Origin of the sequence: Streptomyces sp. NPDC088354, from assembly GCF_044753585.1 — a bacterium.
In the GTDB taxonomy this organism is placed as follows: Bacteria; Actinomycetota; Actinomycetes; order Streptomycetales; family Streptomycetaceae; genus Actinacidiphila.
Genome location: NZ_JBIVNJ010000027.1, coordinates 44755 through 59950, shown reverse-complemented (window position 1 = coordinate 59950; position 15196 = coordinate 44755). Strand labels below are relative to the sequence as shown.

Sequence of the window (15196 nt, the reverse complement as noted above, 5' to 3'; positions counted from 1 at the left end):
CCGTCCGCTGGTCTCTGACACCTCGTCGGCCGGGGTCGGGCCGTCGGGCCGGGACCCTCACCGCAGGGAACGGGCCCGGCGTTTGCTCGGCGGCTCCGGAGGCGGCGCCGCGTCGCCCCCGCGGCACCCGGCACGCACACGATGTACGCATTCTCTTTCCCCGCTGTACGCATTTGCCGTGTGTGATGGCGGACGGTCGTGAACGCGGCGGGTGCGATCCCCTGTGTCCACGCTCCTATGGCACTGGGTCGCACGCCCGGCGTTTCGGGCTGACAACGTTGTCTACTGAAGAGGGCCGGACCGAGCGTGCGCATCGCGACGCTGGAGAGGTACGTGCCCATCAGATCCCATCCCCCCTTGCCCCGTGCGGTCCCTCGGGGAACCGCCCGCGGGCGCCGCTCGCCTCTGCGGGCGACGGTCGCCGCGGTCCTCACCGGAGCGCTCGGCCTCGCCGCGCTGGCCGGTGGCGGCGCGGCCGTGGCAGCGCCTGGCACGGCCTCGTCCGCGAAGACGTCCGGCGGCACTGACTGGACGCAACTCGTCGACCCGTTCGTGTCGACCGCCGGCGACGACGGCAACGACATGCCCGGCGCGCAGGCGCCCCACGGTCTGGCCAAGGTCAACCCGCTGACCACGCCGAACCGCAACCACACCGGGTACGACTACAACGAGGACCACATCGCCGGTTTCACCGCGACGAACCTCGACGGCGTCGGCGGCTCGGGAGGCGGTGGCGACCTGCTCGTCGTCCCGACCTCCGTGCAGTACGACAGCCGCCCGGCCGGCGGCACGTACGCCCACCCGTACAGCCACGACGACGAGACCGCGACGCCCGGCTCCTACCAGGTGGGCCTCGGGGCCGTCTCGGGAACCGCGTCGTCGGTGAAGCAGGACTCCGGCACCGTCAAGGCCGAGATGACCGCGACCACGCGCACGGCGCTGCAGCGGTACAGCTTCCCCGCCGGGTCGAACCCCGAGCTCGTCCTCGACCTGGCGAACAACTACACCAGCCGCACCCGTTCGACGATGAAGGCGACGACGCTCCCGAACGGGACCACGTCGATCAGCGGTCTCATCGCCGGGTCGTTCAACGGCGCCTCGTACAAGCTGTACTACGACGCCACCACCAACGTCCCCGTCACCTCCCTGAAGAGCTGGGGCAACGACGGCAAGCTGAGCGGCGCGACCACGCAGGACGGGACCGACACCGGTGCCGTCCTCGGGTTCGACCAGTCCGCCGGCAACGACATCGAACTGCGCATCACGCTGTCGCCGATCAGCGCCGAACAGGCCGCGACGGACCAGCAGAACGAGGTGGGCGGCCTCACCTTCGACCAGGCGCGCGCGCGGACCAAGGCGGAGTGGAACAGCGCACTCGGCGCCGTCGCCGTGCGCTCCTCGGCGAAGTCCGACCCCGGGTCGACGCTCACCAAGGAGTTCTACACGCACCTGTACCGCATGTACGCGCTGCCGGTGAACGCCACCAGCACCAGCGGCACGTACCGCGGCGCGGACGGAGCGGTGCACCAGGCGAACGGCTTCACGTACTACGACGGATGGTCCACCTGGGACGACTTCCGCAAGTACTCCGTCGAGGCCTACATCGACCCGGCCACCTACCGGGACATGATCCAGTCGCTGATCGAGCTCTTCGCCGACACGCGCACCACCGGCAAGAGCCTCGGCAGCCTCACCCACTCGGTGCCGACCGTGCGGTGGGAGCGCTCGGCCGTGCTGGTCGCCGACGCGCTGTCGAAGGGCTTCAAGAACTTCGACCGGCTCGACGAGGCCTACCCGGCGCTGCTGTCGTACAGCGGCTACTACACGGGCGCGCAGCTGCGGCAGGGCTACGTCACCGGTGACCCCGGCACGACCGTGCAGCGCGGCTACGACCAGTGGGCGCTGTCCGTCATCGCCGACGCGCTCGGCAAGAAGGACGACGCGAAGAAGCTGCGCACCCAGTCGACGATGGCGATCGACAACCTGGTGAAGTCCGGCGCCTGGACGGCGGCCGACGGCACCAAGGTCGGCCTGCTCACCCCGCGCGCCGCGAACGGCGACTGGCAGAGCGCCGACTACGAGAGGTTCGAGGCGGCCGGTCTCTACCAGGGCACGCTCTGGCAGTACCACTGGTACGACGCCTACGACATGGGCGGCCTCATCGACGCCATGGGCGGCCCGAAGGCCGGCAAGGCCGCGGTCGAGCACATGTTCGGCGAGGACTCCACCGTCGACGACGGCTCGACCATGCTGCACTCCAACGCGAACGAGATCGACCTCCAGGCCCCGTACCTCTTCAACTACGTCGGCGAGCCGAGCCTGACGCAGAAGTGGGTGCGCTCCATCTACACCGGCAGCACCTGGAACCGATACATCGCGACGGGCTCCACGAACGAGGCCCCCAGCTCCGGCGGCCAGTTCACCCCGCCGGTCAGGACCCAGGTCTACAAGCTCTCCCCGAACGGCTTCCTGCCGACCATGGACAACGACGCGGGCACCATGTCGACCATGTTCGTCGGCGCGGCGCTCGGCCTGTTCCCGGTGACCGCCGGCTCCAGCCAGTTCCAGATCGGCAGCCCGTTCTTCGACTCCACGACGATCACCTACGCCAACGGCTCCACGTTCACGGTGAACGCCGACGGCGTCTCGCCGAGCACCTACTACGTGCAGAGCGCGAAGCTGAACGGCAAGCGGTTCGACAACACGTGGCTCGACTACTCGCAGATCATCTCCGGCGGAACGCTCGACTTCACGATGGGCTCCAAGCCCTCCCAGTGGGGTGCCAAGACCCAGCCCGCGTACTCGCTGAACACCGACTCCGGCGACACGGGTGACGGCGACACGGGAACGGACAAGGGCGACACCGTCGTCTCCGCCCGCCCGGGCACCGTCGACACCGCCGCGGACGGCCGCGTGGACGACAGCGTGCAGCTCACCCTGGACGGACCGGCGTCGTTCGACGCCCGCAAGGGGACGAGCCTCACCAAGAGCGGTGCCGCGAGCGTGACCGGCCTGCCGGACGGCGTCACGGCCGACCTGCGCGTCGGCGACAAGCGGACGGCGACGCTGTCGCTCACCGGCACCACGCGGACCGACGTGCGCTTCGGCATCACGTTCCGCGACGCGGCCTTCGCCCACGGAGTGCGGGCCTCGACGGTGACGGGCACCGGGATCTCCCCGACCGACCCGCTCCTGATCTCCGCCGCCGCGGTGCACCGCAAGGTGCTCGGTGCGCTCGTCGACCAGGCGTCCCTGGTGCGCGGCGCCAACTACTCCTACGGCTCCTGGAACCTGTTCCAGTCCGCCCTGGAGCGTGCGCGGACCGTCCTCGCGGACACCTCCTCCGTGACGGGCACGATCATGGCCACGCAGGACGCGCTGCAGACCGCCATCGACGCCCTGACCATCGACGAAGGCGGCTACGCCGTCCTGCAGGCCGAGAGCCCCGACCAGAAGGAGGGCCCCAGCCTCATCAGCGAGCGGAACAATTCCGACGGCAACCTCGGTGGCGTCACCGAGGGATCGTGGGAGCGGTTCACCAAGCTGGACTTCGGCGGGGTCGCCCCGCGGACCGTCTCGGTCCGCTACGCGAACTCGCAGGCGACGAACGCGAAGCCGAGCAGCGTGGACATCCACGCAGGCGCCGCCGACGGCCCGGTCGTGGCCACCGTCTCGCTCCCCGGCACCGGCGGCTGGCAGTACTACTCGACGGTGCAGGCGGCCGTCACCGACGCCGACGCCCTGCTGGACGCGAAGAGCGCGACGTTCGTGTTCCATGCCCCGTCGGGCCAGCAGTGGGTGTCGAACTTCGACTGGTACCAGTTCTCGCCGTACGAGGTCTCGACGTCCCCCACCACCACGCTCGCCACGCTGACCGCGGTCAACAGCGCCGCGACCGGCAACGGTTCGCTGCCGCTCAACCTCGGCAACGGCATCTTCGAGAACGTGACGAACGGCGCGTGGGCGCAGTGGAAGGACACGAACCTCCGCAACGGCGCCGACACCGTCACCGTCCGCTATGACAAGCCCCAGTCGCGGGCCGCGTCGGACTCGCACATCGAGTTGCACCTCGGCTCGAAGGACGGCGCGAAGAGCGTCGACATCCCGCTCGACTACAGCGGATCGGGCTGGGGAACCATCGCCACCACGAGTGTGCACCTCGACCCGAGCGTCTTCACCGGCGTCCAGGACGTGTACGCGGCGTTCGTCTCCAGCACGCAGACGGCCTCCCAGCCCTACGTGGGCAACGTCTACTCGCTGGCCCTGACGCAGACCGCCGACGCCCCGGTGGGCTTCGACGCCACCGCGTGGCGCTCCAACAGCGGCGGCGGCCTCAAGAGCGAGCCCGTCGGCTGGACGGGTTCGGGTTCCACGACCGACCTCGGCGGTACCTACAACGGCGCCTGGCTCGACTACGGGGACATCGACTTCGGCGCTTCCCCGAAGAGCACCGTCACGATCACCTACGTCAACAACTCCGCCCGCTGCGGCACCGGCTCCGCCGTCCAGCTCTACCTGGACTCCTTCGACACGGCCAACCCCGGCACGCCGTACGCGACCGTGCCGCTGCCGGTCACGGGATCCGCGTGGTCCTCCGGAGGGACGACGAGCGTGACGCTGCCCAAGGCGGTCACCGGCACGCACACCGTCTACCTGCGGCTGACGACGAACCCGGACTCCTCGCACCCGTACGTCGCGAACCTGGGCCGGATCACCTTCACCCACGTCGAGACGCCCGCCGTCACGGACAAGTCCGCCCTGCGGAAGGCGATCGAGCAGTACGAGGGGCTCTCCGCCGACGCGGAGCGCTACGACGCGATCGACTTCGGTGTGTACGGGCGTGAACTCGCGGCCGCACGCACCCTGGTCACCGCCGATGACGCGACCCAGCTCGAGGTCGACACCCAGACCCGCAGCCTCACCCTGGCCGCGGGCCAGCTGATCCCGCTCCCGCGGCTGAAGCTGGAGGACCTGGTCGCCACCGCGTCCGCCCTCGACAACGACCGCTACACGGACGCGTCGTGGAAGGCCTTCACCGCGGCGCTCGCCGCGGCGAAGACCGCCGTCGCGGACGGCACGGCCACGGACGGCACGCTCACCGCACGCTACGACGCCCTCCGCCACGCCATGTCCGCCCTCGCCACGAAGCCCGGGACGGTGCCGGCCGCGCCCGACGCGGTCTCCGCCACGTCGTCCGGCACCAGCGTGACGGTCGCCTGGTCCGCGCCCGCGGACGACGGCGGCTCGCCGGTCACCGGCTACCGGATCGCCCTCAGCGACGGCCACCAGATCGAGATCGGCGATCCGGCGAGCCGGAGCACCACGTTCACCTGGCTGCGGGCCGGCAGGTCGTACACCGCGCGCGTCCAGGCGGTGAACACGTTCGGCGCCTCGCGCCAGAGCGCCGCGACGGCACCCGTGGTGACCGGCGGCGGCAAGCCGCAGAAGCCCGGCGTGACGGGTGTGGTCACCGACGGCAGGCAGGTCCGCGTGACCTGGCGGCCGGCCGGCGACGGCGGGTTCCCGGTCATCGGCTACACCGTGGCCCTGAACGACGGGACCACCGCGCACGTCTCCGGCACGACGGGCACCGCGCTGCTCAGCACCGCGGGCAAGGCGGGGGCGCACACGGCCACCGTCACCGCGGTCACCCTGGCCGGTACCTCGGACGACGCGCCCGCGACCACCTCGGTGACCACCTCGGTGACCGCCGCGGCGGACGCCTCCGACCCGGCGTACGAGCCGTCCCCCTTCCCGGACGAGACGCTCAAGGCGAACTACGCCTCGGACACGTGGCCGGGGACCGGTGACGGGACCGACTACTTCTACGGCCTGCTCAACGGCTTCCGCGACCTCGGCCCCGGCATCCTCGCCGCCAACACCAAGGTGCCGTCCGGTACCGCGCTCACCGCGGAGAACGACCGGATCGCCGTGCGCATCAACAACGCGGCGACGCAGAAGGAGGTGGACCGGGCGGAGGTCGACGCGACGAACAGCTCCACCGTCACCATGGCCGACGGCCTCGGCTCCCGCCTCGGCCAGATCTACCTCGACGCCCTGAACGGCGGCCGGCTGCCCAAGACCGGCGCGCTGTTCGGCCGCGTCACGCAGGGGCTCGACAAGGGCGGGGCGGCCAAGGACCACTTCGGCTACCAGCGTCCGTACGTGCGGCTCGGGTTCGTCGGCGACGGCGGGGACATCTACGAGTCGCAGGACGGCTCGTACGGCAGCCTCACCACCAGCGGCTCGTACCCCAGCGGCCACACGTACGGCGGCTACGAGGCCGGGACGATCCTGGCCACGCTGCTGCCGGAGCTGGCGCCGTCGATCCTCGCGCGTACCTCGGAGTACGGGGACAACCGGATCGTCCTCGGGTTCCACTACCCGCTCGACGTCATGGGCGGTCGCATCGCCGGTCAGGCCACGGTCGCGCACCGGTGGGCCGACCCCGACTTCGAGAACCTGCTGATGCAGGCCCACACCGAGATGGAGAACGTGCTGCTGGCGCAGTGCGAGAAGGAGGGGTACGGCGACACGCTCGCGGCCTGTGCGGGCGACCCCTACGCGGGCCTGAGCCCGGCGCAGGACGTCGACCTGTACACGCAGCGCCTGACCTACGGGTTCTCCCAGGTGGGCAAGGCCGGGCAGGCCCTCAAGACGCCGTCCGACGCGGCGGCCCTGCTGGTGACGGCCTTCCCGGACCTCACCGAGGAGCAGCGCACGCAGATCCTGGAGCAGACCGCGACGGACTCGGGCTACCCGCTCGACCTCACCGCGGACGGCGGCGAGAGCTGGCAGCGGATCAACCTGGCGGCGGCGATGGCGGCCAAGGTGGTCGTCCACGCCGACGGCTCGGTCACGGTGACGAACCACTCGGACGCCACCCAGGCCAGCGTCGCCGACGCCAAGGCCATCACCGTCGGGGGCGTGGCGATCGACGGGTTCGACCCGCAGGTGTCCACCTACGTCGTCGACTGGCCGAAGGACAGGAAGATCCCGTCCGTCTCCGCCGTGCCGGCCCAGTCCGGCGCGCGGGTGAAGGTCACCGACGGCAGCGCGGTCCTCACGGGCGGGCACCGGTTCACCACCCGCACCATCAAGGTGACCTCGGCCAACGGCGCGGTCACCCGGACCTACACGGTCGGGTTCCAGCCCACCGACCGCGACCACCGGCCCGTCGCGGCCGGCGGCCACGGCGACGACGGCGGTGTTGGCGGTGACCACGGGCACGGAGGATCCGGGCAGTGGCCCTTCGGCGGCGCCGGCTCCTGGGCGCCGGCCACCGAGTGGGCCGAGCCGATGTGGATCCCCGGGGCGCGGGACACGATGTGACCGCCGGTCCGGCCGCGCCCCTCGGGGAACGGCCGGACCAGCTGAGCGCCGACGGCCCCTCGGGGTGAACCACCGCGGTTCGACCCCGAGGGGCCGTCGGCATCGCGGCCTGGCCGCTCACGGCGTCGGTGGTCCCCACCCCCGTTTACGGGACGACGCGCCGTCGCGGGATCGCGTGGCTGTCAGGCGTGTCGATCTCCGTATCCCACCAGAAAAGGACAGATCAAGCCGGCAGCCATACCGCTGGTGTTCCGATATGGTGCATCTGTGGATTTGGGGATGATCCAGCAGTGGTATCCGGTGGGGGCCGAGGTGATCGTTTACCTCGGCGAGGGACGTTCGACGCGCGGCCGCATACAAGCGATCGGTGAGGACAGCATCGTCCTTGCTACTGCGAAGGGCCCGGCGCTGCTCAAGGCCGCGGCTGTGGAACTGATCGAGGCGATCGACGTTTCGGCGGAGGCGGTACCACCGCGACAGCGTGCCGCGCCCGCGAAGGAGTGGAACACCGAGGCCTGGGCGACCCTGGAAGCGGAATTCGAGTTCGCGGCAAGCGAATTACGTCTCACTGAGCCGAGCTTTGCCCTCGATCGTTCTGTTCCTCTGTCGTACTCGGTCTCCAAGGACGTCCAGGCACATCTGAACCGGGCCAAGAACCGGTTGACACACGCCCATCGCGCCGCTGAACCGGTCAAGGTCATCGGAGCGATCCGTGACCTCGTCCACGCTTCCGAGGATTGCGGCTATCGGCCGGGACTGCACCTGGCCGCACTGCTTCTGTTGCGTGCCCAGAATACGGAGGCGACACGTCGGCAGGCCGAGGCGTGGATGGCACGAGCCACGGACTGCGGAAGCGTCTACGCCTGGGACCTGGCTGTCCTGCTCACCTCGTCCGGACGCTTCGCCGACTCCGCGGTGGTGCTCGGTGAGGCGCTGAGGGGCTTCCCCGCCGAGGCCACCGACGACAGACTTCTGCGCGTCCTCGTCGATCAGACACTCAGGACCGGCGATGCCGCAGCAGCCGTGGCGGCGTTCGCCTCGGCAGCCGCTGCCGCACCGTCGGTGCGCCGCGTCGCGCTCCGTGCCGCCCTCTATCTGCTCTGGCGGCTGTTCCCTGACCGGGCAGGGCCGTTGGAGCCCCTGCTGCAGGCACAATCCGCGGCCCCGGGAGAACTGAACCGGGTACTCGAGGCCCTTTCCGGTGGATCCTCGCCGCCGATCGAAACGCTGCCCTCGAGCATGGCCGTCGCACCGGCGGTGGGCGGCGCAGAGCGGCCCTTGTCCTCGGCCGCCCCTCCTCGGACCGCTGCTGAGCCGGAGACGGGAGGGAGCCTGCCGCCGTCCCCGGCCGTCTCACGTTCCAGTGACGCCCAGCGTCAGTTGGAGGTCGCGGAACGGCAGTTCCGCACGGGCCGCTTCGAATCGGCGCTGCAGATAGCGCGCAGGGCACTCACCGATCACCCATCTGACCAAGGGCTGCTGAACTTCGTCGACATGGCGGAACGCCAGATTCCCGCCGGTCCGCCGCGCCGCCAGATGCTTTCCCGGCCGACCTTGCCCCGGGAACACCAGCCGCTCGGCTCCCTGTACGCCCAGGCGCAGTACGCGGACACTCAGGAGAAGGACTGGGACAAGGCCGAGCGGCTGTACCGGGAGGTTCTGTCCAAGGACCCGGCGCACGAGCGGGCGCGACGCTCGCTGGCCTGGGGCCTGCACAGTCAGCAGCGCAGTGACGAGGCGCTGACGCTGCTGCGTGATCCGAGGGCGGTGGTCAGGGAAGCACTGCCGCACCAGAACATGATCGTCACGATCTTGAGCCACCGGCAGCAGTACGCCGAGGCTGCGGATGCCCTGGAGAAGCTGCTCAACAGCGTGCACGCCAAGGACCGGCAGACCCGGACCGGCCTGCTCAAACGGCTGATCTGGCTGTATCGCAGGCTTCGCTCCGCAGAGCAGGCCAAACGTGCGGCGAAACACCTGTTGGACCACGGGCCGCGCAACGAGGAATTCCGTTCCATCCTGGCTGAGGTCGAGAAGGCAGAACGCACCGGTATCTGGGACAAGTTCGATGAGGTCCTCGCTCTGAGCGACTGGCAGCCGGAACAGCCGAACGCTTTGAGCTCCATCCTCCAACTCCATCTTGAACGCTGCGAGTACCTGGGAGTCAGCGCACGACGGATTCAGAACGGCACCGTCGGCGAGCAGGACGTCCAAGAACTGACCAAGCTCATCGAGCAGCTCGGCACCGCCCGTCCCGCGGATCGCGCTGCCTACAACCTGTCCGCCGCACGCATCCTCCGCGACATCGGCCAGACCGCCGACAACCAGTTCCACAAGTCCTTGCGTGCTTTCGGTGCCGCGATGGGCGACCTGTGCACGGCCGAACGGCGACATGGTGATGTGACGCGGACGTACTACACCGAGGCGGTCGCACTCGGTGGCTGGGACGACATGGGCGAACTGAAAATCAAACAGTTCATCACCTCCTACCTCGACCCGGACTGGCCTCAACCGGAGTCCCGGCCGTCGGTGGAGAAATGCATGAGATGGGTCCTGGAGGACAGAAGTCGGCACCGGGCGCTGACCATGGGACTGCTCACCCTTCTGTCGGTCAGTTCCCAGCGGGTGCAGCGCGAGATCATATCCCGCACCTACCGCGACGAAGCGATTCGCAGCGCCCTGGTCAGAGAGCTGCGTACCCTCCTGGAGAAGGATCTTTCCACTCCCAATTCGCTGGACGCCTACCGGGAACTGTGGCAGGAGGCGTTGCGCCGGCACCTTCGGGGGCTCGACGCCCAGCGCAGCACCCTCCGGCAGCTGCTGGACCGCAGTGAGTCCCTGGGGACCCTGGCCGAGGACCAGCAGTTGCTGGACAGCGTGGCCGCCCAGGTCTACACGTGCCCCCTTGATCTGGACAGGATCACCAAGACCATCGCGATCATCGCTGAGCTGCGGGGATACCTGGAACAGCCGTCGTATCTGGAGCAGGAGCGCCTCGAGTCCCGGATCCGCACCATGGTGGGAGACTTGGTGGACACCATTGAGCAGGCACCGACCCGGCTCAGCCTGGAGTACCTGGCTCCACTGCTGACCAAACTGGACAGAGCCTTGGCGGTGCACTTCCGAGACGTCCAGCGGGCCGCCGAACCGACCGACCTGGACGTCGAGCTGGTGCTGTCGTCCTACGCACCCAAGACGGCCGGATCCACGATCCAGGTTCAGCTCAGCGTCACCAACCCGCCTCGCCGCTCGCCGGCCGTCGACGTCCGCCTGCTGGTGCTGGACAACCCCGACGACTACGAGTCCGTGCCCGGTTCGATCCCGGTGGCCCACAGCCTCCGGGATGAGCAGACCGAAACCTGCACGGTGCCGCTGGTAGTGACGGAACGGGCCACGCAGGAGCAGGTCGTCACGCTGCGTTATCGCCTGGAGTTCACGGTTCGCTCGGACCAGCGCCGTCAGACCGAGCCTCGGACTCTGTCCCTGCGGCTCAGCGACACCGAGGACTGGGAGCCGATCAACAACCCGTTCTCCGAGGGAGCGCCCGTCGAGGACAAGCAGATGTTCTACGGCCGTGGCCCACTCATCGAGATCCTTTTGGAGGTGCTGGGGCGAACGGACACCAAGTGCGTGGTCATCTACGGTCAGAAGCGCGTGGGCAAATCGTCGGTTCTCCACCATCTCCAACAGGACCTTGTGCCGCCGGTGGTAGCCGCCAAGTTCAGCCTGCTCGACATCGCGACGGACCTCAACCACGCCACACTGCTGTACCGGATCTCCAATGCGTTCCACCGCAGGCTGGAGGACCTCGAAGACGTGGGTTACGCTCCTCTGGAGATCGACAGGCCGATCCTCAGGGACTTCACGGAAAGCCCCTCCCCGCACATCCACTTCGACAACTACATGCGCGAGATCCAGCGGCGGATGCGACGCAGCCAGGAACACCGGGAGTGGCGCATGGTGCTCCTCCTCGACGAGTTCACGGTGCTGTATTCGGCCATCCAGCGCGGCAACCTGCCTCGGGAATTCATGAAATCCTGGAAGGCCATGCTGGAAAGTCGCATGTTCTCCAGCGTGGTGGTCGGAAATGACCTGATGCCGAGGTTCCTCAAAGCCTTCCCGAACGAGTTCCAGGTCGCACGGCAGTCGCCGGTCTCCTACTTGGACGAAGCGCCGGCCGTGGAGTTGATCACCGAGCCGATCGCGATGCCCGATGGCAAGAGCAGGTATCGAGGTGATTCCGTTCAGCGGGTGATCGAGTTGACGGCGCGGAACCCGTACTACATCCAGCTGTTCTGTAACCGTCTGGTCCAGTACATGAACGCCGAGCGGCAGTCGCTGATCGGGCCAGCGGATGTGGACGCAGTCGCAGCCACCTTGGTACGCGGAGAAAGCGCTTTGGTGCAGGAGCAATTCGACAATCTGCTGACACCCGGTGACGCGGACGTCAGTGAACTGCGCGACGATGTGGTGCTGGCCGTGCTGAGACTCGGCCTTACCGGGCATCGTCGCGATCTATATATTGACGGCCCGAAGGTGCGTGAACACCCCGAAGGAAAGAGGGTCCTGGACGACCTGCTGCGCCGTGACGTCATCGACCGGGAGTCCGAGAACAGGTACCGGATCAAGGTGGGCCTCTTCGCCGAATGGCTCTGGCACCGGAAGGAGTAGGCGATGTCCGAAGTGTCACCACAGCACACGGCTGCGCAAATGGGGCTTCCGCAGCAGGCGAACGGCGGCTTCAGGGACCGCACCGGCAATCCGTTCGCGACCGTCGGTCATCCGGTCTTCGGAGACGGGCATGTGGGCCGCGAGGAGCAGGTGCGGATCGTGGAGCAGCGGGTTCTCGAGCAACCCACTGCGGGCGCCACGGCGATCATCGGGCCACCGCGTATCGGCAAGTCGAGCATGGCCTACCACGCGTTCATGCGGCCGGAAGCCCGGCAGCGTCACCCGAACCTTCTGCCAGTGTGGATGAATGTCCGCACACAGGGGGGAATCGTGCGCCTCCTGAATCGGCTGGTCGAGGACGTCTGGGAGATGCTCGAGGGACGCTCCGCCCCCCTGAGCCCACGATTGACCCGGGCCTACGAGCGTGCCACCCAGCCGGGAATGCAATGGATCGAAACCCAGGTTGAGATCCAGGAGTTCCTGCGTCTGGTGAGACGCCAAGGGTGGCGTGTGGTGCTTGTGCTCGACGAGTTCGACGCGGCCCGTGAGGTGTTCAAGTCTCAGCCGGGTACGTTTCAGGCCTTGCGGGAAATGGCCTACAACCTGGACTGGAACATCGGACTGGTCACCACCTCGCGGCGCCAGTTGCGGGAAATCGTGGACATGGCCGACCCGGACGAGTCGACCTTCGCTGGGATCTTCCGCCCTGTGTTCCTGACCTGCTTCGACGAAGGCGACCTGGGCAAGCTGGTCGACCGGATCCCGGGCGTGGGAGCGGATGACCGGGTTTCGGCCGTCAGTCGTCTGGGCGAACTTACCGGAGGGCATCCCTACCTTGCGAGTGTGCTCCTGGACAGGGTCTGCTCGGCGGGATCCGGGCCCCTGCCACTCCCGCCTGCCATCGACGAGCAGGCCCGTCCGCTTCCGGCAGAGTTCCTGTACTACTACTCTGACCTGGAAGAACTCTTGCGGACTGACGGTCGGCTCAGGCATCTCCTGGAGGTGGTATTGGGCCCCCAGCTCGTGGTCACCCCCGCGGATGCCCAGGCTTTGCTGCAGCAGGGTCTGGTCGTCGTCCGGGACGGTGCGTACCAGGCGTTCTCCGAGAATTTTCAGGACCACTTGATTCTCGTTGGCCGTCAACTGACGCACTGGGACAACTGGATGGCCGTCGAACGCAGGATCCGCAACGTGATCGAGAAGGCTTTCGTCGAACGTTACGGAGAAGATTGGCCCACCGCCCTGCGTGGCGTACGGCCCAAACTTTCTCGTCTCCTCGGTCAGTGCGAGGAGCTACATGAACGTGAATTGCGTTCCTTCGGCGCCGGCGCTTCCGCACGCTTGATCGACTTTACCTATCCGAGAGATCTCTACGATCTCATGGCTTCGCACTGGGATATCTTCGGCGGGATTCTCGGCAAGGACAAGTCATACTGGAACGAGCGGTTCTCGCTGCTGGCCAAGGTGCGCAACCCCATGGTGCACAACCGTATGGAGGTGGTGACATCCGTGGAACAGCGTATGTTCCATCTCTACTGCGACGAATTGATGGAGTTGCTGGACCGTCGTCCGGGGGCACCGATTGTTCGGACCCAGTGATGTGCGAGCGGAGTGGCCATGAGATGGGGCTACGCCGTCGATGATCGGCTCGGTGGTTCCCTCGGGGACTACCCGCGGTGTGGTCAGAGAAGGCCCTGACAGCTGCGGAAGGTGAGAACCCGCAGTTCAGGGCCGTCCCGGTCCCGCTAGCACTCGATGACGTTCACCGCGAGGCCGCCGCGCGCGGTCTCCTTGTACTTGACCTTCATGTCGGCCCCCGTCTCCTTCATGGTCTTGATGACCTTGTCGAGGGAGACGTGGTGCCGCCCGTCCCCGCGCATCGCCATGCGCGCGGCGGTGACGGCCTTGACCGCGGCCATGCCGTTGCGCTCGATGCAGGGGATCTGGACGAGGCCGCCGACGGGGTCGCAGGTGAGGCCGAGGTTGTGCTCCATGCCGATCTCGGCGGCGTTCTCGACCTTCTCGGGGCCGCCGCCCAGGACCTCGGCGAGGCCGCCCGCGGCCATGGAGCAGGCGGAACCGACCTCGCCCTGGCAGCCGACCTCGGCGCCGGAGATGGAGGCGTTCTCCTTGAAGAGCATGCCGATCGCGCCGGCGGCGAGCAGGAAGCGGACGACGCCGTCCTCCCGTTCGGCCTCCGTCGACCCCTGGGCGACGAAGTTGACGTAGTAGTGGAGGACGGCCGGGATGATGCCCGCGGCGCCGTTCGTGGGGGCGGTGACGACGCGGCCGCCGGCGGCGTTCTCCTCGTTGACGGCCATGGCGTAGAGGGTGACCCACTCCATCGCGTGCGCGGCGGTGCTGCCCTCGGCCCGCAGCTGACGGGCGGTGGCGGAGGCCCGCCGGCGCACCTTCAGGCCGCCGGGGAGGATGCCCTCGCGGGTGAGGCCGGCGTTCACGCAGTCCTGCATGACGCCCCAGATCTCCAGCAGGCCCGCGCGGATCTCGGCCTCGGAGCGCCAGGCCTTCTCGTTCTCCAGCATCAGGCCGGAGATGGACAGGCCGGTCTCGCGGGTGAGGCGCAGCAGCTCGTCGCCGGTGCGGAAGGGGTACTTCAGCACGGTGTCGTCGAGCTTGATGCGGTCCTCGCCGACCGCATCCTCGTCGACGACGAAGCCGCCGCCCACCGAGTAGTACGTCTTCTCCAGCACGGGCGCGCCGGACTCGTCGTAGGCGAAGAGCGTCATGCCGTTGGCGTGGTAGGGCAGCGAGCGGCGCCGGTGCAGGACCAGGTCGTTGTCGGCGGAGAAGGGGATCTCGTGGGCGCCGAGCAGGTTGATGCGGCCGGTGCTGCGGATGAGGTCCACGCGGGCGTCCGCGGTGTCCACGTCGACCGTGCGGGGGGACTCGCCCTCCAGGCCCAGCAGGACCGCCTTGGGGGTGCCGTGGCCGTGGCCGGTCGCGCCGAGGGACCCGAAGAGCTCGGCGCGCACGGAGGCGACGCCGACCAGCAGTCCGTCGTTCTTCAGGCGCTGGGCGAACATCCGGGCGGCGCGCATCGGGCCCACGGTGTGCGAGCTGGACGGGCCTATGCCGATCGAGAAGAGGTCGAAGACGGAGATGGCCACGGTGAAGGACTCCTCGGGTTCACGGACCCCGTTGTCCGTGGGTGGCCGGCGGGATCGCCGCCGGG

The 15196-nt window shown here is 68.5% G+C and carries 4 protein-coding genes; 3 read left to right on the top strand and 1 reads right to left on the bottom strand.

The genetic code is table 11. From position 1 onward, the window contains the following. Window positions 1-357: 357 nt before the first annotated feature. From ACIP98_RS29970 to ACIP98_RS29960, 3 genes are all read left to right on the top strand, one after another. Window positions 358-7332: a glycoside hydrolase domain-containing protein gene (locus ACIP98_RS29970; RefSeq protein WP_401978930.1), complete on the top strand. Its 6975-nt coding sequence runs from the start codon at window positions 358-360 to the stop codon at window positions 7330-7332. A gap of 279 nt (window positions 7333-7611) precedes the next feature. Next, window positions 7612-12003 (top strand): AAA family ATPase, encoded by a 4392-nt coding sequence (locus tag ACIP98_RS29965; RefSeq protein WP_401978928.1) that lies wholly within the window; start codon window positions 7612-7614, stop codon window positions 12001-12003. A 3-nt stretch (window positions 12004-12006) separates the two neighbouring features. After that, window positions 12007-13602: an ATP-binding protein gene (locus ACIP98_RS29960; protein ID WP_401978926.1), complete on the top strand. Its 1596-nt coding sequence runs from the start codon at window positions 12007-12009 to the stop codon at window positions 13600-13602. A gap of 146 nt (window positions 13603-13748) precedes the next feature. Here the strand turns inward: ACIP98_RS29960 and ACIP98_RS29955 are convergent, their stop codons facing one another. Further along, a complete protein-coding gene (locus tag ACIP98_RS29955) occupies window positions 13749-15131 on the bottom strand; it encodes an L-serine ammonia-lyase (protein WP_401978924.1) in 1383 nt (460 codons plus the stop codon). Window positions 15132-15196: the final 65 nt, after the last annotated feature.